Below are 22,484 nucleotides of genomic sequence, written 5' to 3' on the forward strand. Positions count from 1 at the left end.
TCGCGGTGCGTACGGTTGGCAATCTGATACGGGCCCTGCTGAGCCTGGCCGTCCTGGCGGGGCTGCTCGTCGGGCTGCCGGTGCTGCTCTGGTGGGCGACCGGCGTCGTCCTCGGCAACGGCATCGAGGACCTGACCCACCTGTTCTCCCGGCAGGACACCGGGGGCGCCTTCCTGCTCCTGCTCGCCGCCGCCGGATGGGTCGGCTGGGCGGGCTTCGCCTTCTCCGTCCTGCTGGAGATCCCCGCACAGCTGCGTGGCCGTACGGCCCGTCGGCTGAGCGGCCTCGGGGCGAGCCAGCGGGCCGCCGCGACGCTGATCGGGGGCATCCTGGTGCTCCTGCCGACGGCCGGTTCGGCCCTCGCCGCACCGGCCACCGCGCCGGTCTCCGTCACCCAGTCGTACGCCCACACCGGCGCCCAGGACACCGCGCACGCCTCGGACGCCCGCACCACGCGGGAGGCCGCCTCGGCCGACTCGTACACCGTGCGGGACGTCCGTCCGGCCGAGAGCCTGTGGAGCATCGCGGAGGACCGGCTGGGCGACGGCAACCGCTGGCACGAGATCGCCACGCTCAACGAGGGCCGGGTGATGGCGGACGGCACGGTCTTCCACTCCCAGGGCTTCCTCCAGCCCGGCTGGAAGCTGCGGATGCCGGCCGGCACGGGGGCCGCCCACGAGGCGGCGGCGTCCTCCGGGGAGACGGCGACCGTCCGCCCCGGCGACTCGCTGGGCGCCATCGCGGACCGCGAACTCGGCGACCCGGCGCGCTACGGGGAGATCTTCGATCTCAACCGGGGGGCGGAGTTGCCGGGCGGCGGCACGTTCACGAACCCGGACCTGATCATTCCGGGCCAGAAGCTGAAGCTGCCCGCGTCGGGCCCGCAGGAGGCGGACCCGGCCAACCCCGGTCCGGCGAAGCCGAAGCCCGCGGACCCGGCGCCGGACGAGTCGTCCCGCCCCGCCCCCGCGAAGCCCGAGCCGGCGGACCCGGCCCCCGCGAAGCCCGCCGAGACGGCGAAGCCGAAGCCGGCGGAGAGCGCCGAGCCGGCCCCGGCCAAGCCCGCGGAGACGGCCAAGCCGAAGCCGCAGGAGTCGGCCAAGCCGAAGCCGCAGGAGTCGGCCAAGCCGAAGCCGCAGGAGTCGGCCAAGCCGAAGCCCGCCGAGACGGCGAAGCCGAACCCGGCGGAGAGCGCCGAGCCGGCCCCGGCCAAGCCCGCGGAGACCGCGAAGCCGAAGCCGCAGGAGTCGGCCAAGCCGAAGCCCGCCGAGACCGCGAAGCCCGCTCCCGCCGAGACGGCCAAGCCGGAACCGGCCGAGAGCGCCGAGCCCGCGCCCGCCGAGTCGGCGGAGCCGGCCCCCGCCTCCGCCGACGAGGACCCCGGCTTCTCCGCCCGTACCGGCGCCGGAATCGGCGCATTGCTCGCCGCCGGGGTCCTCGGCGTCCTCGGTACCCGCCGCATCGTGCAGCAGCGTCGTCGGCGCCCCCGGCGCCGCATCGCGTTGCCCGAGGGCGACGCGGCCGTGCTGGAGAGGGACATGCGGGCGGCGTCCGCGGACGTGCCCGAGGGGCTCGATCTGCTGGACCGCGCCCTGCGCACCCTCTCCGCCGAGCTGGCGCGCGGGCGCACCGCGCTGCCGCAGCTCGACGCCGTCGTCGTCACGCCGGACGGGGCCGCGCTCCACCTCTGCGAACCGGCCGTCCCCGTGACGCCGTTCGTGCCCGTGGTGAGCGGCGAGGAGATCTGGTGGTGCCCGAAGGACTCGGAGGCGCTGCTGCCGGCCGAGGGCGCCTCGGCGACCGCGCTCCCGTATCCGGCGCTGATCAGCCTGGGCACCAGCTTCGAGGGGTTCCCGGTCCTGGTCGACCTGGAGCGGATCGGGATGCTCCGGCTCGACGGCGAGGCGGACGACGTACGGTCCGTGCTGCTGGCGCTGGCCGTGGAGCTGGCGTCCGACTCGCTGCACGCCGAGCACACGGTCCGGCTGGTCGGCTTCGGCGAGGAGCTCAAGGCGGCGTTCCCTGGCCGCGTCGTGCACCACGCGACCCTGGACTCCGCCGTCGCCGGGCTCCGCGACCACGACGAGGCGCAGCGACGGGCGCTGGCGGAGAGCGGGGCGGAGAGCCTGCGCGAGGCGCGGCTGATGGGGACCGGGGCGGACGCCTGGGCGCCCCAGATCGTGCTGTGCGCCCTGCCGCTGACCGGCACCGACCAGAGCGCGCTCGACCTGCTCGAACTGACGGCGGCGCAGCCCCGCACCTCGCTGGCGGCCGTGACGAGCGCCGACGCCGCCCTCGGACTGCCGGAGACCTGGAGCGTCGACGCGGCACCCGGCGTCGTCGTGACGATCCCGGAGACGGACCTCGAAGTGATGCTGCAACGCCTCGAACCCGCCCAGTACGCGGCCCTGTTGGAGCTGATGGCGGTCTCCGAGCGGCCCATGGACGAGCCGACGCCCGACTGGGCGCGGCCGCAGGACCCACGACTCACGCTCGCCGTCATGGCGGCCCCGGAACCGGAGGCCGCCGGGAAGGACGGGAATCCGATGCACGCCGTCCCCGTGGAGGAAACGATCGCCGCTCCGGCGCCGGTGCCCGCCCACCCGTACATCCGGGTGCTCGGGCCGGTCGAGATGGAGTCCGCGGAGGGGCCGGTCGAGTCCAACCGCCGCGGCCGGCTGACCGAGATGGCCGCCTGGCTCGTCCTGCACCCGGGCCTGGAGCACCGCGCGCTGGACGAGGCGATCTGGCCGGGCCGGGAGGTCGGGCACTCGCTGCGCAACTCCAACGTGAGCAAGCTGCGCGCCTGGACGGGCGGCCAGTCCTATCTGCCGTTCGTGACGGACGGGCGGTACGCCTTCGCCCCGTACGTGCGGTGCGACTGGCTGGACTTCCAGGAGCTGTACCAGGAGGGCATGCACGCCCGGGGCCCGGCCGCCGACACCGCGCTGGCGCGGGCGCTCTCGCTCGTCCGGGGTACCCCGTTCGCGGGGACCAACCCGCGCAACTACCTGTGGGCGGACACCATGTTCCACGACATCGTGTCGTCGGTCGTGGACGTCGCCCACGAGCTGGCGGAGCGGTGCCTGGCCGCCGGTGACCTCACCGGCGCGGTCGCGGCGGCCACGCGCGGCCTGGTCGCGTCCCCGGAGAGCGAACTGCTCACCCGGGACCTCTTCCGGGCCCACGCGGCACGCGGCGACCGGTCCGCCGTCATCGAGGCGGCGGACCGGCTCAACCGGCTCAACGAGGAGCTGGGCACCGACGCGGAGGACGAGACCATCGACCTGCTCCGGGACATCCTCAACGCCCTGCCCGACGCCCCGGCACCGGCCACCACCTCGGCGGCCTAGCCCTCCAGCGGCTCGTACGCGAACCAGTCGAAGTGCACCGTGCCGCTCTCCGCGTACAGGCCGATCACCCGGCCCGTGAAGCCGCCGGTCACCTCCGTGGAGAGGTAGCGCCCGTCGAGGGAGCCGAGCACGGTGAACGTGCCGTCCGGCTCCTCGACGCCCAGGGAGACCGTGTCGGGGCCCGTGCACGGGTCGAGCGGGGCCCGGGTGGGGACGATGTCGATCCCGAGCACCACCGGTCCGGCGGGTGCCGGGCGGGAGGCGACCACCGTGCGGAGCGGGCCGATCCGAGCGACGAGCCTGATCTCGCCGCCGTCCGCCTCGACCGCGTAGTGGTGCGCCTCGTCGAGCCGGACCGCGAGCCCGCCGCGGCCGTCCGCCGCGTCCGCCAGTGTGCGCGCCCGGCACGCCAGGTGCTGCTGGCGGCGGCCGGTGAACACCGCGTCCGGTTCGTCCAGCGTCGCGTCCCGCCCGTGCAGGGTCAGCCAGCCGGGGCGCTCCTTCGTCCCGGCCCGCCCGGCGGTGGAGCGGCGCGGCGAGATCCAGTACGGGCGCGGCTCGGCCAGGTCGAAGTCGTCCCGGGCCGGGGCGGCGGGGGCGGGCGTCAACGGCCACGGGGGCGCCGGGAGTTCGGTGCTCACCTCGCCGACGACGGGCCAGCCGTCCACCCAGGTCACCGGTGCGAGGAAGGTCTCCCGGCCGAGCACGTGCCAGCCCGGGGTGCCGCCGCCCGGCCGTACGCCGAGCAGCACCAGCCACCAGGAGCCGTCGGGCCCCTGCACCAGGTCGCCGTGGCCGGTGTTCTGGATGGGGTGCTCACGGCCCCGGTGGGTGAGCACGGGGTTGTCCGGGCACGGCTCGAACGGCCCGGAGGGCGAGGGGCCGCGCGCCACCGAGACGGCGTGCCCGCGCTCGGTGCCGCCCTCGGCGATGACCAGGTACCAGTGGTCGCCGATCCGGTAGAGGTGCGGGGCCTCCGGCGCCTTCGCCCCGGGGGCCCCCGACCAGATGCGGCGCGGTTCGCCGAAGGTCTCGCCGGTGTGCGGGTCGATGCGGACCTGGGAGACCCCGGCGATGGTGCACCAGCAGGTGCCGTCCTCGTCCCAGGCCAGGTCCGGGTCGATCCCGGGCACGCCGGGGAGCGGGACCGGGTCGGACCAGGGGCCCGCCGGGTCGGTGGTGGTGAACAGCAGGTTGCCCACCTCGACGTTGGTGACGACGAGCCAGAACCGGCCGTCGTGGTGCCGGAGCGTCGGCGCGTAGATGCCGCCGGAGGTCCGGGTCTCCGGGGTCAGGTGAAGCTGCTCGGGCCGGTCGAGGACGTTGCCGATCTGCGTCCAGTTGACCAGGTCGCGGCTGTGGAAGAGCGGGATGCCCGGGAAGTACTCGAAGCTGGAGCACACCAGGTAGTAGTCGTCGCCCACGCGGCAGACGCTGGGGTCGGGGTGGAACCCGGAAATCACCGGGTTTCTGACGGTCGTGCCCGTCTGCTCTCGGACTGGCATGGCATCCGTTCCTGTACGTCGCGCGTGCTGCCGGAAGAAGGCGTCGAGGCGTCTGTGTCGAAGCGCTTCGATACCGAGGTGACCCTAGTAACCGGGGGCGTGCGCGACAAGAGGGCTTCGGGCGGAGAAGGCGGAGAATGGGGGAGGCCCGTCCGGGCGTTGTGCCGGACGGGCCTCCTGGACGCTTCCGCCGCCGGGTGGTCTCAGCCCGCCCGGCGGCGCCTCAGCGCGTACCAGGTGAGGGCGCAGACGGCGAGCAGCACGGCTCCGGCGCTCCCGGCGCCGGCCGGTGTGGCGAGCAGGCCCAGCCGTGAGTCGTCCTCCTTCGAAGCGCTTGCGGTGGCGGCGACGGCGCCCGGCTTCGCGCTCTTCGCCCCCTCGGACGCCGTGGGCTCCCGTTCGGGCGCGGTCCCGCCGCCGAAGCGGAAGACCGGGCCGTCATCGGCGCGCGGTGTGCCGGAGACGTCCACGTCCAGCGAGAGGGGGACCACGATCCCCTTGGCCCGGTCGCCGGGCTCGGCGACCTGCGCCTGGATGTAGTAGGTGCCCGGCACGTCGTAGGCGTCGGGGGCGCTGCTCGTCGTGGTGCCCGGCTCGGTGATCTCCCAGGGGCCGCAGACCCGCTCGATGTGTCCGGTCCGGCGCGCGAAGAGCTCCGTCAGCCGGTGGTCCTCGTTGCACAGCGTCGACGTCCGCCGCGCGTCGTAGACGGTGACGGCCAGTCCGGCGGTGGTGGACTGCGGGAAGTCCTCGGGGATGTCCACGCCCGCCTTGACCGTCAGTCGCTGCCCCGCCTTCAGCTCGACCCGCCAGAAGGGGGCCTCGCCGACGGTGATGGACTGGCGGTGGGTGCCCGGGCCGATCGAGGTGGCGCCGTTGAAGGAGAAGCCCCCTTCGGCGTCGGCTCCGACGCGGGGCTCCGGGGGCCGGGGCGCGGTCGCCCGGGCCGTCCGGTCGGCGATGCCGATGAGCAGTTCGACCGGCATGGCCGCGTCCCCGGACCGCGTCACCCGGTTCTCCACCCTGATGCAGCCCAGGTCGTCCGCGGCGGGCTTGTCGGCCTTGCCGCCGGCCCCGCTGCGGCCTCCGGTGGAGATGACGTTGGCCCACCCCATGGACTGGTCGAACTCCCGCAGCCAGGAACGGGGTTCGGGCTCGTCGGCGGGGCCCGCGGCGACGGTGATGAGGGACCCGCGCGGGTAGCCCTTCTCGGCGACGGCGGTGGCGCTCACCTGGAGCAGCTGGTCCTGCCGCTTCTTGACCCGGTAGTAGAGGTCCCGCCCTCCGGTGAACTCGTCCAGGTACTGGCCGGGTTCGACCAGCGGCGCGTTCCGGCAGCCGTCGAGCGAGCCGTCGACCGGCTTCCCGGTGGCCTGGTAGGTCCGCCACTCCTTGCGGAACAGGGTGTCCAGACCGGAGATCAGCGAGTCCGCGTCGTCGGAGTCCGTGTAAGCGCCGCCCGTCACGTCGGCGATGCACTTCAACTGGGCGCGGGCCGAGGCGGGCGCGCGGAACCCGATGACGTCCACGGCCAGGTCGACGCCGCGGTCCTTGAGCTCGCGGGCCACCTCGCACGGGGGCGGCGGGGCACAGGTGTCCTCGCCGTCCGAGACCAGGACGACCCGGCGCTCGCCGCTCGCGCCGAGGTCCTTGGCCGCCGCGCGCAGCGAGACGCCGATGGGCGTGAACCCGACGGCCTCGAAGCCGGCGACCCGGCTCTTGGCGTCGGCCCGCGCCGCCCGGTCCATCGTGGCGACGGGCAGCACCGGTTGCGTATCGGCGCAGCCCTTCTTCCGGTCCTCGCCGGGGTAGGTGGCGCCGTACACGCGCAGTCCCAGCTCGGCCCGGGCGGGTGCCTTGTCGATGATCCGGGTGACCGCCTGTTTGGCGGCGGAGAGCCGGGTCCGGCCCTTGCCCGCGTCCGCCTGGTTCATCGACCCGGAGAGGTCCAGGACCAGGTCGATCCTGGCGGGCTCCGGCGTCTCCGGAGACGCGGCGGGAGTCGCGCCCGCCTGCGTCGCCGTCGTCAGGAGGGAGGCGGCCAGTAACACGGGCAGGGCGGTGAGTGCGCGACGTCGCCAGGATGTCGGATTCACGAAGGTGCTCCCAAGAGGTCGGTCCGTCGGTCGGCGGGACGGATGGCGGATCATTCACCTCCACGGACGATAAGCAATTGCAAACGGTTCCCTGGCTCATGAACTCCCTGTTGATTGAGTATTTGTGCTGGATCGTGTGCGGCCAGAGATTCCGACTGCAACGCATCTACCGATCTCGTCGCACTGCCCGCACGGCTACGGCGGGCGGGCAGGTCGCCGGGGCAGCCCGGCCGGGCAGCCCGAAGAGGGAGCTGCCGGGGCGGCGGCCGGATCGGCAGGCTGAGGGCATCGCACCGCTCCCCTTCCCTTCTGCTCCGAGGAGTCCTCCCATGGCACTGACCGCCGACCGGCCCACCGCGACGAAGGACACGGCGGGCCCGCTCGCCACCGGCCGGCCGGACCTCGCCGTCCGCTCCCGGCTCGCCGCGCTCAACGCGTTCCTGATGAGCGGGCTCACCCTGTGGCTGGGCCTCGTCACCCTCAACAACCTCAACGACTTCGGCACCAACAAGGCGCTCATCGGCCAGATGCTGACCATGCGCGACCTGGTGAAGGACCCGATACGGGGCAACGGCCTGGAGTGGCGCGCGATGCCCGAGTCCATGGCCACGCCCGCGCTGATCGGCGTCATCGTCTACGAGCTGCTGATCGTGGCCCTGCTGGCCCGGGCGGCGTACGGGCTGTGGCGCAGGGCGCGCGGCCTGGAGACCGGGATCGTCGTGACGCAGCGCGCCAACATCGCCCTGGGCGCCTTCGCCGGGCTGTTCCTGCTGTTCCTCTCGGGCGGCATGTTCTTCGGCTACTGGATCTACATCGGCGCCGCCCAGCAGGTCCACTTCACCGGCCTCATCATCGGCCTGCTCGCCGCCCTGCTGGTCAACCTGCCCTCGGTGACGGGCGCCCAGCAGGAACGCTGACGCCCAGTCAACTCAGCTTGCCCCACTGCCCCGTCGGCGGTCCTTCCGATACGGACCCTTCCCCAAAAGGGGTATCGGAACGCCCGCCGATGGGGCATGTGTGTGTCCGGGGCCCGTCATTAATGTCCCTGGCCATGGGGGCATACACCGCACAGATCAATTCCGGGACACCGACTTCCACCCTGCGGATCGCAGGTGCGGCACGCGCCGCGGTCCTCTTCCTCGAAGAGGCGCGCGTCAGCGTGCAGATCGTCTTTCTGATGCGTTTCCTGGCCGCGGCAGCGGTCAGCGCCGGGGGCGGGCTCGCGGGGGTGGGGCCCGGGCTGGCCGCCCCGGCGGCCTGCTGGGTCCTGGCGACGCTCTTCACGTACGGCATCAACGGGGTGTCGGACGTCCAGGAGGACCGGCTGAACCGGACCGGGCGGCCGATCGCCCGGGGCGACCTCTCACCGACGGCGGCCGCCCGGCTGACCTGGCTCTCCGCCGCCGGATCGGTCATCACCGCACTGGCCTGCAACGACGTCCTGCTGATCACCTTCGTGCTGGCGTTCCTCTTCCTCGGTTACGCCTACTCAGCCGCGCCCTTCCAGCTCAAGCGCAGCGCGGCCGGCACCTCGGGGTCCGTGCTGCTGATGGGCCTGCTGACGTACGCGGCGGGCTGGACGGCCGCGGGGGAGGGGCGGCCGCCGGGCGCGATGCTCGTCCTGGCCGCCGCGATGTCGCTGTGGATGTGCGTGGTGGGCGCCGTGACCAAGGACTTCTCGCACGTCCGGGGCGACGCCGCGGCCGGCCGCCGCACCTCGGTGACCGCCTGGGGCGACACCACCGCCCGGCTGGTGGGCGCGGCCGGTGCCCTCCTGACCGGCGGCGGTTTCCTGGCCGCCGCGCTGACGGGCTGGCCGGCGCTGCTGGGCCCCGCGGCCGCGGTCCTGGCGGGCGGGTCCGTGGTGGTGGCGGTGCTCTGCTGGTCGACGCGGGGCGACGCGGCCCGGGGCCGCACCCCGTACCGCGCCTTCATGGTGACGCAGCACCTGGTCCATCTCGCCCTGTTCGCCGGTCTGTTCGTCACCGCCTGACCGGTCCGGCACCCGCCCCGCACACACCCTCGTGTGCGGGGCCGAGTCGTCTCAGAAGCGGCGGCGGGGCGGTTCCGGCTGGGGGAGCAGGCCGCGTTCGACCGCCTTGTTCACGGCGTCGATCCGGGAGACGGCGTCGAGCTTGGTGAAGATGTTCCGCATGTGCCGCTTGATGGTCCCCTCGGCGATCCCGAGCTTCACGGCGATCTGACGGTTGCTCATGGCCTGGGCGACCAGGGCCAGTACCTCCGACTCGCGCTCGGAGAGCGTGCCCGCGCCGTCGGGTGCGGGCTGCGGGGCGCGCAGGCTGTCCGGCGAGACGGAGACGGTCACGGTGCGCAGCTCGCCGCCCTCGCGGGAGCGTACGGCGGAGATCAGCGTCTCGCGGCCGGTGCTCTTGTGCAGATAGCCGCTGATGCCGAGCTGCAGCAGCTCCTGCACCAGCTGCTGCCCGTCGTACATGCTCAGCACGATGATCCGGAGGCCCGGATCGCCCTGGAGCAGTCTGCGGACGGTGGCCGGGGGGTCGTTGCGCGGCATCTCGATGTCGAGCAGGACGACGTCGGGGCGGTGCGCGGCCGCCAGCCGGATCGCGTCCTCGCCGTTGCCGGCCTGGGCGACGATCTCGAAGCCGGGCTCGGAGCGCAGCAGGTCGCACAGCGCCTCGCGCAGCAGCGTGTGGTCGTCGGCGACGAGGATGCGTACGGATTCGGGGGAGGTGTCGTTCATCGGAGGGCCCGGTCCTCCTTGATCGGTATCCACATGGTGACGTGCGTGCCCCGGCCCGCCGGGGAGCCGATGTGCAGGGTGCCGCCGAGCAGGTCGGTGCGTTCCTGGAGGCCGGTGAGGCCGTTGGTGCGGCCCCCGGCGAGTACCTGTTCCACGTCGAAGCCGAGGCCGTCGTCGATGATCTCGCTCTGGATCTCGTGCGGCGCGATGTCGATGTGGACGACGATGTTTCCCGCCTCCGCGTGCCGGAAGGCGTTGCGCAGGCACTCGCGGACCATGACGAAGACCTCCTCCGCCACGGGCGCCGGAATCCACTCGTCCAGGCCCCGTACCCAGAGCTGCACGGGGACGCGCTCGTCCCCCATGGAGGCGACGAAGTCGGCGAGCGCCGCCTCCAGACAGCCGGTGATGGCGGGGCGGCGCAGTTCGGTGACCAGTTCCCGGGTGTGGGCGAGGGTCTCCAGGATGGCGTCCTGGGCGGCCCGCACCTCCTTGGGCACGTCGGCGTTCTGCCGGGCCACCTGGAGCTCGTACAGCTCCAGCTGGCGCATGGCGAGGCTGAGGGAGTTGCCGATCTGGTCGTGGATCTCGCGGGCCAGCTTGCGGTGGCCCTTGTCGTGCACCTCGCGGACCCGGGCGAGCATGAACGAGTCGTACGCGATCGAGCCGACCTCCAGGCGCCTGCCGATGCCCTGCTGGAGGGCGCGGATGGCGGCCGCGTAGGCCCGGTCGGCGCCCTCGACGCCCGCGGTGCACTCCAGCAGGCGTTCCAGGACGGTGTCGAAGAGGATCACCCCGGCCCGCACCGAGTGCGTGAGGTGGACGCCCTGCTGGACCCGGGCGCTGCCGAGGTCCACGACCTCGGCGATGTGGCTGTCGGAGACCTCCGTGAGGCCGGCCTCCAGGCTGTCGGCGCAGTCCCGGAAGACCCGGCGGCCCTGTAACTCGCACTGCGCCCAGACCTCGTCGTCGGCGGCGAGCGGACTGCTGATCCCGCGGAGCCGGGCGTGGTAGAGGGCGATGACCTCGTCCTCGTACGCCCTGAAGCGTTTCACGGGCGGGCCGCCCTGGCGGCTGCCGAGGCGGCTCTGCGCCGGTTCTCTCATCACGCTCTCCTCCCCCGGGGCTCAACTGCTTCTCTAGCGCTGAACCGGTGCAGGATAAGCCGATTTGTGGACTGCGTGGCGGTGATGGCTGGAATCAGCCATTGCCCCGCGCGCCTCAGCCGCGGCGGCGCAGTACGGCGGCGCGGACCTTCAGGAGGTTCGGCACCAGCGTGTAGACGACCGCGGGGACGACGATCCCGGTGATCACCAGGGTGCGCAGGAGCATCGGGAAGCCCTTGACGTACGGGCCGACCACCAGCTGCACCACGGTCAGGGCGGTGAACACCGCGATCCAGGTGAGCAGGGCGCGCATGTGGACGGAGGGCAGCGCGGCCGGCTGCGCGGGGGCGGCGGAGCGGGGCTGATTCCGGTCGGCGGCGGAGGTGGCGGAAGCGGCGGCGGGGCGGGCGACGGTGGTCATGAGGAGTCCCCTTCGGGTGGGTGTGCGCGGCATGCGGAAGGCGTTGCGGCGGTGCTGTCGCTGGTCCTGTCCTGGGGCCTGGGCGGTGGTGCTGCCCTCGGCGACGTGTTCCACTCTGCCAACCAACTAGTTGGATGTCAACCATCCAGTTGGTTGGCATCCGTGGGAAGCCGCTCTACGCTGGTGGCATGACCTCGGACACGACCCACACCAAGGAACGGCTCCTCGCTGCGGCGAAGGAGGAATTCGCTGCTCACGGCATCGCCGGGGCGCGCGTCGACCGCATCGCGGAGCTGGCCGGCGTGAACAAGGAACGGATCTACGGCTACTTCGGCAACAAGCAGAAGCTGTTCGACGCCGTCGTGGGGCGTGCGCTGGACGAGCTCGCCGCGGCCGTCCCGCTGAAGGGCGGCGACGACCCCGCCGAGTACGTGGGCCGGGTGTACGACTTCCACCGCGACAATCCGGTCCTCGTCCGGCTCTTCTTCTGGGAGGGCCTGCACTACCGGGACGGCGTCCTTCCCAACGAGGAGGGCCGCCGCGGCCACTACGAGGAGAAGATCGCCGCCCTCGCGGAGAGCTTCGGGACCGAGGCGTCGCCGCAGGTGGCGGCCTGCCTGCTGAGCCTGATCGGGCTCGCCGCCTGGCCCAACGCGGTGCCGCAGCTGGCCCGCCTGATCATCGGCCCCGACGCGGAGGCGGCCGGCGGCCTCGACCTGCGCGCCCACGTCGTGGCCTTCGCCCGCCAGGCCCTCTCCGACGTCCCGCTCGCCTCCCCGGCGTCCTGAGGAGCACGGCCCCCACCGGCCGGGCACCCCCGGGGCATCCGGCTACCACTTTCGGTCCGCGGCCACCCGGACTAGGAGGCAGTGACGGCCTCCACGGCCCTTCGCGCGTCTAGCGTTCCTTGCATACGGGTGGCCCCGGCGGCCACCGACAAGGACCCCTGGGGGTAAGGGCATGTCGCAGAACCGCGCGGCTCCGGGCCGTGTCCGTGAAGTCCCGTCCGGCCCGCGACGCCTGGCACGCACTCTCACCGCACCGGCCGAAATCCCAAGTACGTCCAGCACGAGGGATGTCGGCCGGCACGTCGAGAGCACGCACCAGACGCCGCAGGCCACGCCCTCCGGGCGTACGACGGGACTTCACGGACACGAACCGGCAGTCGCCGCCTCTTTGCCGGTAAGCGTCAACTCGCCGCAGCTGATCCCGCAGCAGGCGACCCACGTCATCCTCTCCGTCCGCGACGACCTCCAGCGCTACGGCCTGGAGCGCATGCTCGGTGCCGTGGACACGGTCGGCACCTGCCGGGCCTTCGCGGAGCTGTCGGCAGCCGTGGACGCGGTCGGCGACCCGGCGACCGACGTGCTGCTCATCGTGCCGGAGCCGGCCGACCTGGACGGCGACTCCGTGCTGCACCGCGTCGCCGCGTACGGGGTGCGCGTGCTCCTGCTGCTGCCCGACACCCGGTCCCTCGACCTCGACCGGGTCGCCTCCGTGGCTGGTGCCTCGCTGCTGTTCTCCGACGGCCTCGACGCGGCGGCCCTCGGCGACGTGCTCGGCGCGATGCGGGCCGGCGAGGCGCGCATACCGGCCGCCCTGACCCGGCCGCTCCTCGAACTCGCCGGGCGCGGCGCCCGCGAGGTCCCGGCCGCGCCCCGGCTCACGCCGCGCGAGCGCGAGGCCCTGACGCTCGTCGTGGACGGGCTCAGCAACAAGCAGATCGGGCGCCGGCTGCGGATCTCCGAGCACGGCGCGAAGCGGCTGGTCGCCAACATCCTGGCCAAGCTCAACTGCCCCAACCGCACGCTCGCCGCCGCCCGCGCCCTGCGCGAGGGCCTGTGCGGCCCCGCCCCGCAGGCCGCCGCCCCCGCGCCGGCCTCCCCCTACGGAACCGGCTGGTGAACTCCGCGATGAACTCCATGGACCGAGCGATCACGACGAAGGCCACCCGCGCCGCCTTCTTCGACGTCGACGAGACGCTGATCAACACCAAGAGCATGTTCGACTTCCTGCGGTTCTGGATGGCCCGCCACGGCGACGACGGCTCCGGCCACGCCGCCGTGATGGCCGGCGTCCGCGAGGCCGCCGCGTCCGGCGTGCACCGCTCGGAGATCAACCGCCGCTACTACCGCCGGTTCGCCGGGGTCGCGATGGACGAGCTGCGCACCGCCGGGCGCGAGTGGTACGAGGCGTACCGGCGCGGGCCCGCCGCCGTCACCGTCGCCACCTGGGCCGCCGCGAGCCGGCACCGGGAGGCGGGGGACCTGGTGGTGCTGGTCTCCGGCTCGTTCCGGGGCTGCCTGGACCCGCTCGCCGAGGACCTGGGCGCCGACCTCATCCTCTGCTCGGAGCCCGTCGTGGGTTCCGGCGGACTGCTCACCGGTGAGGTGGAGCGCCCGATGATCGGCTCGGTGAAGGCCGACGCGGTCCGCGAGACCATCGCCCGACTCGGCCTGAACGCGCGGGAGTCGAGCTGCTACGGGGACCACGCGAGCGACCTCGACATGCTCCTCGCGGTCGGCCGCCCCGTGGTCGTCGGCGGCAACGACCGGGTCCTGATGGAGCACGCCCAGCGGCTGGACTGGCCGGTCCTCCCGTCGGCCCCGGGCCGGCTGCGTACGGCGGGAGCCTGGGCGGCGGCGGAGCTCACGGGCCTCGCGGACCGGCCCGCGCTCGACGCCTCGGGCCTCACCGCCCCCGCCGCCTCCGGCCTCACCGCCCCCGCCGCAACGCGATCGCGGTGAGCACCAGCCCCTCGCGCACCGCCCAGTGGCCGGTGAACCAGCCCAGGCGGGCGCCGTCCACCACCGGCCCCGGCACCATCAGCCGGGCCCGGAAGGTGCCCGCCTCCGGGTCGAACGCGAGCCGGGCGTCCCGGAAGCCGAGCCAGCGGCCGGTGAGCGGGAACCACGTCTTGTAGACGGCCTCCTTCGCGCTGAACATCACGGTGGGCCAGTGCACTTCGGGCCTGGCCCGGGCCAGCTCGGCCAGGTGCTTGCGCTCGGCGGGCACGGAGATGTGCCGCACCATCCGCTCCTCCAGGGGCGCGTGGCACTCCGCGTCGATCCCGACGCTGTGGAAGCGGTCGCTGCGGGTCAGCGCCGCCGCCCGGTAGCCGTCGCAGTGGGTCATGCTGCCGGTCACCCCGGCGGGCCAGCGCGGTTCGCCCTTGGCGCCCGGGAGGACCGGGGCGGGGGCGACCCCCAGCGCCGACATCGCACGGCGGGCGCAGTGCCGGGTGGTGGTGAACTCCCGGCGCCGCTGCTCCACGCACTTCGCGAGCAACGGCTCCTCCTCCGGGAGGACCCGGGCTCCCGGCAGGTCGGCGGTGGTGTCGGCGCAGGCGACGGCGGACGGCAGGATCTGCTGGATCACTTCTGCTCCTGGGGGCGAACGCGCCGGAGAACCGGCGCACCGGGGCCGGCCGGATTCGGCGGCCCGCTGCCATCCCAGGACAGGTCACGGCAGTCGTGCGTTACGCCTCCGAGCATGCGCCGTCGATGCCTCTTCCGCTACATGCCCTTTCGGCCACCCCGTACCCCTGCCCGAATGGGCGCCCGGAACGGGGACCCGGAATGGGCACCCCGAATGGGCACCCCGTACGAGGGCTCATAAAAGCCATATTGAGCGACGAATTGACGCGGACTAGCTTCGAATCATCGAAATCCGAAAGACCGCGAAATCCGAAAGACCTCGAACCCAGGAGAAAACGATGCCCCACCCCTTTCTGGCCCGACTGGAATCCTTCCGCGATTCCGAGGCCGTCGCCTTCGAGGGCCGCAGTTACCGCTACGAGGACCTGCTGAGGCTCGTGGACGAATGGCGCGGCTTCCTCGACCGCCACCGGGTCCGCCCCGGCGAGGTCGTCACGCTGGAGGGGGCGTACTCCCCGCAGGCGTGCGCCGGTCTGCTGGCGCTCATCGAGCGCGGGGTCGTCGTCGTCCCGCTCACCGCCCTGCCCGCCGCCAAGCGCGCCGAGTTCCTGGACGTGGCCGAGGTCGAGGTCGTCGTCCAGGTGGACGAGGGCGGCGTGCACCGCTGTGAGCGCACCGGCCGCCGCGCCGACCACGCCCTCTACGGCGAGCTGCGCGCCGCCGGCCGCCCCGGCCTGGTGCTGTTCAGCTCGGGCACGACCGGCCGCAGCAAGGCGTCCGTGCTCGACTTCGACAAGGTCCTGGCCCGCTACGGGGAGCCGACCCGCCCCTCGCGCATCCTGTCCTTCCTCAGCCTGGACCACATCGGCGGCGTCAACACCCTGCTGCACACGCTCAGCCAGGGCGGCACCGTGGTGACCGTCGCGGAGCGCACCCCGGAGGCCGTCTTCGCGGCGATCGCCGAGCACCGGGTGCAGATCCTGCCGACCACGCCCACCTTCCTGAACATGGTGCTGATCTCCGGCGCCCACGAGCGGTACGCCACCGACTCGCTGAAGCTCGTCACGTACGGCACCGAGCCCATGCCGCTCCAGACGCTGCGCCGGCTCGGCGAGGCGCTGCCGGGCGTACGGCTCAAGCAGACGTACGGACTGTCCGAGCTGGGCATCCTGCCGACCCGGTCGCGCGGCGACGACACCCTGTGGGTGAAGCTCGGCTCGGCCGGCTTCGAGCACCGGATCGTCGACAACATCCTGTGGATCCGCTCCGAGATGGCCATGCTCGGCTACCTCAACGCGCCCGCGCCCTTCGACGAGGAGGGGTTCTTCAACACCCAGGACGTGGTCGAGGTCGACGGCGACTGGGTGCGCATCCTGGGCCGGAACTCCGAGATCATCAACGTCGGCGGCGAGAAGGTCTACCCCAGCGAGGTCGAGAGCGTCCTGCTGGAGGTCGAGAACATCGCGGAGGCCACCGTCAGCGGCCGGCCGAGCCCGGTCACCGGCATGGTCGTCAAGGCCACCGTGCAGCTGGTCGAGGACGAGGACCGGCGCTCCGTCACGCGCAGGGTGCGCGAGTACTGCGGCCGGCGCCTGGAGGCGTACAAGGTCCCGGTGCTCGTGGAGGTCTCCGCCGCCCCGCAGCACTCGGAGCGGTACAAGAAGATCCGGAGCGCGGCATGAGCGCCGCCGCCGGGGCCCCGGAGCAGGACCGGGTCGCCCTCGTCAGCGGCGGCAGCCGCGGGCTCGGCCGGCTCCTGGTCGAGCGGCTGCTCGCCGAGGGCTGGCGGGTCGCGACCTTCAGCCGGTCCGCCAACGACTTCGTCAAGGACCTCCAGGCCGAGCGGGGCGACCGCTTCCTCTGGGAGGCCGCCGACCTCGGGGACCCGGACGCGCTGCGCGGGGTCGTCCGCACGGTGGTCCGCCGCTTCGGCCGCGTCGACCTCCTCGTCAACAACGCGGCCGTGCTGCACCAGGAACTCTTCCTCACCACGTCCCGCAAGCAGACCGAGACGCTGATCGCGAGCAATCTGCTCGCCCCGATCACCCTCGCCCAGGCGTGCGCCCGCGCGATGACGCGCCAGGGCGGCGGCCAGATCCTCAACATCTCGTCCATCAACGCCATCCGCGGCTACCGGGGCGTGGCGGTCTACGCCGCCACCAAGGCCGGGCTCGACGGATTCAGCCGCAGCCTGGCCCGGGAACTCGGGGCCTTCAACATCCGGGTGAATTCGCTGGTGCCCGGATTCTTCGACAGTGACATGACCGAGGAAGTCACCGAGAGGAACCGGGAACGCATTCAGCGCCGCACCCCGCTCGGCCGACTCGGCACCATGAACGAAATCGCCGACGCCGTTCTCTATCTCATCTCGCCCGCCTCTTCATTCATCACCGGACAGTCGATCGTCGTAGACGGAGGAATCACATGCTGATCGCAGCCGACATCACCGCCCTGGTCCACCAGGAGATCAACGCCCTGCTCGCCGAGGCCGGCCGGCCCACGCACCCCACGCTCACCGGCACCGAGTTCCTGCACGAGCTGGGGCTCAACTCCCTGCTGCTGGCCCGGCTCGTCATCCAGCTGGAGATGGAGCTCGGCGTCGACCCCTTCGAGGAGGAGTACGTCATCTCCGACGTCCGTACGGTCGGCGCCCTGTCCGACGCCTACGTCCGCACCGTCGAGCAGCTGGCGGCCACCGCCGTCTGACGCACCGCACCCGCCCGCACCAGCCCCACATCCTGGAGGGATCGACATGTCGCACGAAGCACTCATCGCCGTCGGGGACCGTTTCGAGGACTTCCTCGCCAACCGGGGCACCGTCCCCGTCTCCGAGCTGCTCGCCCGGCTGCGCGCCGGGGAGCTGACCGAGAGCCTGTCGGTGAGCATCGGCCAGGGCCTCAGCGCCGGCCAGCTCGCCGAGATACGCGCCCTGGCCGAGGCGCACGGACCGGCCCTCTCGCTGGGCAAGGGCGGCGTCCCGGAACCGGCCGACCAGCGGCTCACCCACAAGCACGACGCGAAGAACGTCCTGATCGGCCCGGTCGGCCAGACGGGCGAGAAGCGCTTCGTCGCCGACCTCGTCATCGACGAGCGCGTCGAGGTCCTGGAGGACCACCTCACCGGGCAGCACATCCCGGCCATCACCCTCCTGGAGGCGGCCCGCCAGATGTGGACGGTGGTCACCGAGCAGTTCTTCGTCACCGGCCCGGAGAAGACCCGCTTCGTGATCGGCTCGGTCAACTCCGAGTTCCACAGCTTCGTCTTCCCGCTGCCCGCCACCGCCCAGTACGAGCTGCTGGAACACACCCGCGGCCCGGTCGGCTCGGTCTTCCGGTGCCGCATCGGCTTCCACCACGGCGAGAAGCTCGCCAGCGTGGTCGAGGCCGAGTACCGGGTCATCCCCGAGCGGTTCTCCGTCAAGCAGGAGAAGCTCGCCGCCCGCCAGGCCGTCGTCAGCGAACTGACCCGCCTCCGCGAGCAGTCCGCCCCCGCGGTCAGCGCCGACCGCGCCGCCTGAGTCCGTCGCGACGAACGGAAGGAGAACGCCATGCTGTGGGCGATCCACTGCCTGGACGCGCCGGGCACCGCGGAGCTGCGCGCCGCCCAGCGCCCGGCCCACTCGGCGCGGTTGCGGGAGTCGCGCGTAAGGCCCGTGCTGTACGGGCCGCTGACCGCCGCCGACGGGACCACCGCGGTCGGCAGCCTGATCGTGGTCGAGGCCGGTACCCGGGAGGAGGCGGAGGAGTTCGCCACCGGTGACCCGTTCGCCGTCTCCGGGGTGTGGGAACGCGTCGACGTCCAGGCGTTCGTGCCCTCGGAGCGGTCCCCGGTCCGGATCGGGGCAGGCGCGCCGTGAAGGTCCGCCGGCTCCCGCCCGGGGTGGACGGCCGGGACTTCACCCGGGCCCTGGCCGCCTTCCGGGTGGCCCTGGGCCCGCGGTGGGTCCTGACCGAGGGCGCGGTCGGCCTCCCCGGCTACACCGACCCCCAACCCGTCCTGGACGAGGACCACTTCGCGGCATCCGCCGCCGTGCTGCCCGCCACCGTCGAGGACGTCCGGGCGGTGGTGCGCATCGCCGGGGCGTTCGGGGTGCCGCTCTCGCCGGTGCTGCCGGGCCGTGATCCCGGCTTCGGCGGCCCGGCGCCCCGGCTCCCCGGTGCGGTCGCCGTCGACCTCGCCCGGATGAACCGGGTCGTCGAGGTGGACCCGGCGGGCGGTTACGCGGTCGTGGAGCCCGGGGTCACCTTCCACGACCTGGCGGGGCGCATCGCCGGACTCGGCCTGGACCAGCGGGTGGAACTGGAGGGCCCGCGCTGGGGCAGCGTCGTCGGCGAGGTCCTGGACCGCTCCACCGGCGGCCCCGGCTACGAGGGCGCCGACGCGGCCCCGTACGGCATGGAGGTCGTGCTCGCCGACGGGGAGGTGGTGCGCACCGGGACGGCCGCCCTGACCGGCCCCGGACCCTGGGCGCCGTACGGCTGCGGGCCCGCCCTCGGCGCGATGTTCGCCAGGTCCGCGTTCGGGATCGTCACCAAGCTCGGGGTGCGGCTGGCCCCCGAACCGGCGGCGCGGCGGGCCTACGCGGTCGCCGTCCCGGCGGAGGACGGCCTCGGGCCCCTGGTCGACGCGCTGCGCCCGCTGCTGCGGGACCGCACCGTCACCGGGACGCCGACCGTCCGCAGCGTGCTCCTCGACGCGGCGGCGGCAGGGAGCCGCGACACGTACCACCGGGGCACCGGCCCCGTCCCCGACCGCGTCGTCCGCACGCTCATGGCGGACCACGGCATCGGCCGCTGGAACCTGTACGGGGAGCTGGCCGGGGCGCCCGCCGTGATCGACGCCCAGTGGTCCGTCATCCGGGACGCGCTCGCCGCCGTCCCCGGCGCCCGGTTCTCCCGAGCCGGAGCGGACGGGGGCGGAGCGGGCGGCGCCGGGATGGGCGGCGCCGGGGCGGACGGGGGCGGGGCGGCACACGCACGCCCGGCGGACGAGGCCGACGGCTGGCTGCCGCACGGGGGCCGGATCGACCTCACCCCCGTGTCGCCGGTGACCGGCGCGGACGCCCTCGCGCAGTACGCGCTGGCCCGGGACCTCGCGCACGCGCACGGCAAGGACTACCTGGGCGCCTTCGCGGTCGGGGCGCGGGCCCTGCACCACCGGGTCGCCGCCGTCTTCGACACCCGGGACGCGGACGACCGGGCGCGCGCCCTGCGGCTGTGCGAGGCGCTGGTCCGGGCCGCGGCGGAGGCCGGTTACGGCGTGCAGCGCGCCCATCCCGCGCTGATGGACCGGGTCGCAGCGGCCTACGGCTTCAACGACCACGCCGTGCGCAGGCTCGGCGAACGCATCAAGGACGCACTCGACACGGAGGGCATTCTCGCCCCCGGCAAGCACGGCATCTGGCCGCGCCGCTACCGCGGCCTCGGCCTCTGAACAGGCCGAACGGACAAGGGAGTCGAACCGTGGAAACCGAGACACTGGCCGAGCTGGAGGAGGAGTTCGCGGCGCCCGCCGCGGTGCTCTCGCTCCGCACCCGCACCGCCGAACTGAACGGCCTGCACGCCACCGTGGCCGCCGGGGACGCCGCCGCCACCGGCCGCCAGCACGCCAAGGGCAAGCTCACCGCCCGCGAGCGCATCGGGCTGCTGCTCGACCCGGGCACCTTCCAGGAGGTCGAGCAGCTGCGTCGGCACCGCGCGACCGGCTTCGGCCTGGAGGACCGGCGCCCGCACACCGACGGCGTCGTCGGCGGCTGGGGCACCGTCGAGGGCCGCACGGTCTTCGTCTACGCCCACGACTTCCGGATCTTCGGCGGGGCGCTCGGCGAGGCGCACGCCGCGAAGATCCACAAGGTGATGGACCTGGCCCTCGCGGCCGGCGCCCCGCTCGTCTCGCTCAACGACGGCGCGGGCGCCCGCATCCAGGAGGGCGTCACCGCGCTCGCCGGCTACGGCGGCATCTTCCAGCGCAACACCCGCGCCTCCGGGGTCATCCCGCAGATCAGCGTCATGCTCGGCCCGTGCGCGGGCGGGGCCGCCTACTCACCGGCGCTCACCGACTTCGTGTTCATGGTCCGCGAGACCTCCCAGATGTTCATCACCGGCCCCGACGTCATCCAGGCCGTCACCGGCGAGCAGGTCACGCAGAACGGCCTCGGCGGAGCCGACGTCCACGCGGGCACCTCGGGCGTCGCGCACTTCGCGTACGACGACGAGGAGACCTGCCTGGAGGAGGTCCGCCACCTGATCACCCTGCTCCCGGCCAACAGCGCCGAGGAACCGCCCGCCACGCCCTGCGACGACCCGGCCGACCGCCCCGGCGACACCCTGCTCGACCTGGTCCCGGCCGACCCGCAACGCCCGTACGACATGCGCCGGGTGGTCCGTGAACTGCTGGACGACGAGGACCTGATGGAGGTCCACGAGCACTGGGCGGGCAACGTCATCTGCGCACTCGGCCGGATCGACGGGCGCACGGTCGGCGTCGTCGCCAACCAGCCCATGGTGCTGGCCGGGGTGCTCGACATCCACGCCTCCGAGAAGGCCGCCCGCTTCGTCCAGCTCTGCGACGCCTTCAACATCCCGCTCGTCACCCTGGTCGACGTACCCGGCTTCCTGCCCGGCGTCGACCAGGAGCACGGCGGCATCATCCGGCACGGCGCGAAACTGCTGTACGCGTACTGCAACGCGACCGTGCCCCGCATCCAGGTCATCCTGCGCAAGGCGTACGGCGGCGCCTACATCGTCATGGACTCCCGGTCCATCGGCGCCGACCTCTCCTATGCCTGGCCCGCCAACGAGATCGCCGTCATGGGCGCGGAGGGCGCCGCCAACGTGGTCTTCCGTCGGCAGATCGCGGCCTCGGACGACCCGGAGGCCACCCGGCAGCAGCTGGTCAAGGAGTACAAGGCGGAGCTGATGCACCCGTACTACGCGGCCGAGCGCGGCCTCGTGGACGACGTCATCGACCCTGCGCACACCCGGGCCGTCCTCGCGGCCGGTCTCGCCATGCTCCGGACCAAGACGGCGGCCCTGCCGCACCGCAAGCACGGGAACCAGCCGGCATGACCATCCGCCTCCTGTCCGGAGATCCCACGCCCGAGGAACTGGCCGCCGTCCTCACCGTCCTGCACGCCCTGGCCCACCACCGCGCGGAGGCCCTGCCCGCCGACGTGGTCCGCCCGGCCCCCTGGGCCCGCGCGGGCCGCCGCGTCCGCCCCGGCGGCAGGAGCGAGGCCGGCTGGGCGCGCAGACCGGGAGGCGTCAGCCCCTGAGATACGCGAGAACGGCGAGCACCCGGCGGTTGGTGGTGTCGTCCATCGACAGGTCCAGCTTGCCGAGGATGGAGCCGAAGTGCTTGCTCACCGTGCCCTCGCTCACCGAAAGGGCCTCCGCGACCGAGGCGTTGGACCTGCCCTCCGCCATCAGGGCCAGCACCTCCAGCTCGCGCGCGGTCAGCCGGGACAGCGGGTCCCGGCGGTGCCGGATGAGCTGCCGGACCACCTCCGGATCGACCACGGTGTCCCCGGCGGCGACCCGGGCGAGGGCGTCCACGAACTCCTCGACATGGCCGATGCGTTCCTTGAGGAGATAGCCGACGCCCCGCCCGTCCGCCGAGTCGAGCAGATCCTCCGCGTAGGTGCGCTGCACATACTGGCTGAGCACGAGCACCGGCAGTCCGGGCTGCTTGTCGCGCAGTTCGAGCGCGGCGCGCAGACCCTCGTCGGAGAAGCCGGGCGGCATGCGGACATCGGTCACCACGATGTCCGGGCCGTGCTCGGCGACGGCCGCGATCAGTTCCTCCGCCGTGCCCGCACCCGCCACCACCTGGTGGCCGAACCGTTCGAGGAGACCGACGAGCCCTTCGCGCAGGAGCACGCTGTCCTCGGCCAGTACGATCCGCAC

Annotated in this window: 21 protein-coding genes; 14 read left to right on the forward strand and 7 right to left on the reverse strand. The window is 73.3% G+C overall.

Features of this window, described 5'->3' with window-relative positions:
- Window positions 1-5 precede the first annotated feature (5 nt).
- Entirely contained in the window at window positions 6-3,353 is a 3,348-nt protein-coding gene (locus AB0L33_RS02680; protein ID WP_365677272.1) for a BTAD domain-containing putative transcriptional regulator, read from the forward strand.
- Here AB0L33_RS02680 and AB0L33_RS02685 read toward each other — a convergent pair.
- Window positions 3,350-4,858, reverse strand: coding sequence for a glycoside hydrolase family 43 protein (locus AB0L33_RS02685; protein ID WP_365677273.1), 1,509 nt, complete (start codon window positions 4,856-4,858; stop codon window positions 3,350-3,352). The genes AB0L33_RS02680 and AB0L33_RS02685 overlap by 4 nt on opposite strands.
- Before the next feature lie 203 nt (window positions 4,859-5,061).
- Window positions 5,062-6,954 (reverse strand): hypothetical protein, encoded by a 1,893-nt coding sequence (locus AB0L33_RS02690; protein ID WP_365677274.1) that lies wholly within the window; start codon window positions 6,952-6,954, stop codon window positions 5,062-5,064.
- A 329-nt stretch (window positions 6,955-7,283) separates the two neighbouring features.
- Between AB0L33_RS02690 and AB0L33_RS02695 the strand changes: the two genes are divergently transcribed.
- Window positions 7,284-7,871 (forward strand): DUF2165 family protein, encoded by a 588-nt coding sequence (locus tag AB0L33_RS02695; RefSeq protein ID WP_365677275.1) that lies wholly within the window; start codon window positions 7,284-7,286, stop codon window positions 7,869-7,871.
- 134 nt (window positions 7,872-8,005) lie between these two features.
- Window positions 8,006-8,947: a UbiA family prenyltransferase gene (locus tag AB0L33_RS02700; RefSeq protein WP_365677276.1), complete on the forward strand. Its 942-nt coding sequence runs from the start codon at window positions 8,006-8,008 to the stop codon at window positions 8,945-8,947.
- 51 nt (window positions 8,948-8,998) lie between these two features.
- Here AB0L33_RS02700 and AB0L33_RS02705 read toward each other — a convergent pair whose 3' ends face one another.
- The 3 genes from AB0L33_RS02705 to AB0L33_RS02715 all read right to left on the reverse strand — a co-directional run bounded on the left by AB0L33_RS02705 (window position 8,999) and on the right by AB0L33_RS02715 (window position 11,203).
- Window positions 8,999-9,676, reverse strand: a complete 678-nt coding sequence (locus tag AB0L33_RS02705) for a response regulator transcription factor (RefSeq protein ID WP_365677277.1) — start codon at window positions 9,674-9,676, stop codon at window positions 8,999-9,001.
- Window positions 9,673-10,782, reverse strand: a complete 1,110-nt coding sequence (locus tag AB0L33_RS02710; protein WP_365677278.1) for an ATP-binding protein — start codon at window positions 10,780-10,782, stop codon at window positions 9,673-9,675. The genes AB0L33_RS02705 and AB0L33_RS02710 overlap by 4 nt, the downstream gene beginning before the upstream one ends.
- A gap of 115 nt (window positions 10,783-10,897) precedes the next feature.
- Window positions 10,898-11,203, reverse strand: a complete 306-nt coding sequence (locus tag AB0L33_RS02715; RefSeq protein WP_365677279.1) for a hypothetical protein — start codon at window positions 11,201-11,203, stop codon at window positions 10,898-10,900.
- A gap of 188 nt (window positions 11,204-11,391) precedes the next feature.
- Between AB0L33_RS02715 and AB0L33_RS02720 the strand changes: the two genes are divergently transcribed.
- The 3 genes from AB0L33_RS02720 (at window position 11,392) to AB0L33_RS02730 (ending at window position 13,950) form a co-directional block, all read left to right on the forward strand.
- A complete protein-coding gene (locus tag AB0L33_RS02720; protein WP_365677280.1) occupies window positions 11,392-11,991 on the forward strand; it encodes a TetR family transcriptional regulator in 600 nt (199 codons plus the stop codon).
- A 388-nt stretch (window positions 11,992-12,379) separates the two neighbouring features.
- Window positions 12,380-13,108 carry a response regulator transcription factor gene (locus AB0L33_RS02725; RefSeq protein ID WP_365677281.1) on the forward strand — a complete coding sequence of 243 codons (729 nt, stop codon included), beginning with the start codon at window positions 12,380-12,382 and terminating at the stop codon, window positions 13,106-13,108.
- On the forward strand, window positions 13,105-13,950 hold the full coding sequence (locus AB0L33_RS02730; RefSeq protein ID WP_365677282.1) for an HAD-IB family hydrolase: 846 nt from the start codon (window positions 13,105-13,107) through the stop codon (window positions 13,948-13,950). The genes AB0L33_RS02725 and AB0L33_RS02730 overlap by 4 nt, the downstream gene beginning before the upstream one ends.
- Here the strand turns inward: AB0L33_RS02730 and AB0L33_RS02735 are convergent.
- Window positions 13,919-14,581, reverse strand: a complete 663-nt coding sequence (locus AB0L33_RS02735) for a 4'-phosphopantetheinyl transferase superfamily protein (RefSeq protein WP_365677283.1) — start codon at window positions 14,579-14,581, stop codon at window positions 13,919-13,921. The two genes, AB0L33_RS02730 and AB0L33_RS02735, sit on opposite strands and share 32 nt — an antisense overlap.
- Before the next feature lie 337 nt (window positions 14,582-14,918).
- Here AB0L33_RS02735 and AB0L33_RS02740 point away from each other — a divergent pair, with 337 nt between their 5' ends.
- Genes AB0L33_RS02740 through AB0L33_RS02775 form a run of 8 tightly spaced genes read left to right on the forward strand, consistent with a single transcriptional unit; the run spans window position 14,919 to window position 21,853 of the window.
- Window positions 14,919-16,262, forward strand: coding sequence for a fatty acid--CoA ligase family protein (locus AB0L33_RS02740; RefSeq protein WP_365677284.1), 1,344 nt, complete (start codon window positions 14,919-14,921; stop codon window positions 16,260-16,262).
- Window positions 16,259-17,011: an SDR family oxidoreductase gene (locus tag AB0L33_RS02745; RefSeq protein ID WP_365677285.1), complete on the forward strand. Its 753-nt coding sequence runs from the start codon at window positions 16,259-16,261 to the stop codon at window positions 17,009-17,011. Before AB0L33_RS02740 ends, AB0L33_RS02745 begins: the two co-directional genes overlap by 4 nt.
- Window positions 17,005-17,286, forward strand: a complete 282-nt coding sequence (locus AB0L33_RS02750; RefSeq protein WP_361027989.1) for a phosphopantetheine-binding protein — start codon at window positions 17,005-17,007, stop codon at window positions 17,284-17,286. Before AB0L33_RS02745 ends, AB0L33_RS02750 begins: the two co-directional genes overlap by 7 nt.
- Window positions 17,287-17,332: 46 nt before the next feature.
- Window positions 17,333-18,097: an AfsA-related hotdog domain-containing protein gene (locus AB0L33_RS02755; RefSeq protein ID WP_365677286.1), complete on the forward strand. Its 765-nt coding sequence runs from the start codon at window positions 17,333-17,335 to the stop codon at window positions 18,095-18,097.
- A gap of 30 nt (window positions 18,098-18,127) precedes the next feature.
- Entirely contained in the window at window positions 18,128-18,436 is a 309-nt protein-coding gene (locus tag AB0L33_RS02760; protein WP_365677287.1) for a YciI family protein, read from the forward strand.
- Complete coding sequence (locus tag AB0L33_RS02765; RefSeq protein WP_365677288.1) at window positions 18,433-20,013, forward strand: FAD-binding protein; 1,581 nt, start codon at window positions 18,433-18,435, stop codon at window positions 20,011-20,013. Before AB0L33_RS02760 ends, AB0L33_RS02765 begins: the two co-directional genes overlap by 4 nt.
- A gap of 29 nt (window positions 20,014-20,042) precedes the next feature.
- Window positions 20,043-21,647, forward strand: coding sequence for an acyl-CoA carboxylase subunit beta (locus AB0L33_RS02770; RefSeq protein ID WP_365677289.1), 1,605 nt, complete (start codon window positions 20,043-20,045; stop codon window positions 21,645-21,647).
- On the forward strand, window positions 21,644-21,853 hold the full coding sequence (locus AB0L33_RS02775) for an acyl-CoA carboxylase subunit epsilon (protein ID WP_365677290.1): 210 nt from the start codon (window positions 21,644-21,646) through the stop codon (window positions 21,851-21,853). Before AB0L33_RS02770 ends, AB0L33_RS02775 begins: the two co-directional genes overlap by 4 nt.
- Here AB0L33_RS02775 and AB0L33_RS02780 read toward each other — a convergent pair.
- On the reverse strand, window positions 21,843-22,484 hold the full coding sequence (locus AB0L33_RS02780) for a response regulator transcription factor (protein WP_365677291.1): 642 nt from the start codon (window positions 22,482-22,484) through the stop codon (window positions 21,843-21,845). The two genes, AB0L33_RS02775 and AB0L33_RS02780, sit on opposite strands and share 11 nt — an antisense overlap.

This window comes from Streptomyces sp. NPDC052299 (genome assembly GCF_040679335.1).
Classification (GTDB): Bacteria; Actinomycetota; Actinomycetes; order Streptomycetales; family Streptomycetaceae; genus Streptomyces.

What these genes read in the sequence shown, in the direction of transcription:
- AB0L33_RS02685 (WP_365677273.1), bottom strand. Translation starts at nt 4,858, where the DNA reads ATGCCAGTCCGAGAGCAGACGGGCACGACCGTCAGAAACCCGGTGATT.
- AB0L33_RS02695 (WP_365677275.1), top strand. Translation starts at nt 7,284, where the DNA reads ATGGCACTGACCGCCGACCGGCCCACCGCGACGAAGGACACGGCGGGC.
- AB0L33_RS02700 (WP_365677276.1), top strand. Translation starts at nt 8,006, where the DNA reads ATGGGGGCATACACCGCACAGATCAATTCCGGGACACCGACTTCCACC.
- AB0L33_RS02705 (WP_365677277.1), bottom strand. Translation starts at nt 9,676, where the DNA reads ATGAACGACACCTCCCCCGAATCCGTACGCATCCTCGTCGCCGACGAC.
- AB0L33_RS02710 (WP_365677278.1), bottom strand. Translation starts at nt 10,782, where the DNA reads ATGAGAGAACCGGCGCAGAGCCGCCTCGGCAGCCGCCAGGGCGGCCCG.
- AB0L33_RS02715 (WP_365677279.1), bottom strand. Translation starts at nt 11,203, where the DNA reads ATGACCACCGTCGCCCGCCCCGCCGCCGCTTCCGCCACCTCCGCCGCC.
- AB0L33_RS02720 (WP_365677280.1), top strand. Translation starts at nt 11,392, where the DNA reads ATGACCTCGGACACGACCCACACCAAGGAACGGCTCCTCGCTGCGGCG.
- AB0L33_RS02740 (WP_365677284.1), top strand. Translation starts at nt 14,919, where the DNA reads ATGCCCCACCCCTTTCTGGCCCGACTGGAATCCTTCCGCGATTCCGAG.
- AB0L33_RS02745 (WP_365677285.1), top strand. Translation starts at nt 16,259, where the DNA reads ATGAGCGCCGCCGCCGGGGCCCCGGAGCAGGACCGGGTCGCCCTCGTC.
- AB0L33_RS02750 (WP_361027989.1), top strand. Translation starts at nt 17,005, where the DNA reads ATGCTGATCGCAGCCGACATCACCGCCCTGGTCCACCAGGAGATCAAC.
- AB0L33_RS02755 (WP_365677286.1), top strand. Translation starts at nt 17,333, where the DNA reads ATGTCGCACGAAGCACTCATCGCCGTCGGGGACCGTTTCGAGGACTTC.
- AB0L33_RS02760 (WP_365677287.1), top strand. Translation starts at nt 18,128, where the DNA reads ATGCTGTGGGCGATCCACTGCCTGGACGCGCCGGGCACCGCGGAGCTG.
- AB0L33_RS02775 (WP_365677290.1), top strand. Translation starts at nt 21,644, where the DNA reads ATGACCATCCGCCTCCTGTCCGGAGATCCCACGCCCGAGGAACTGGCC.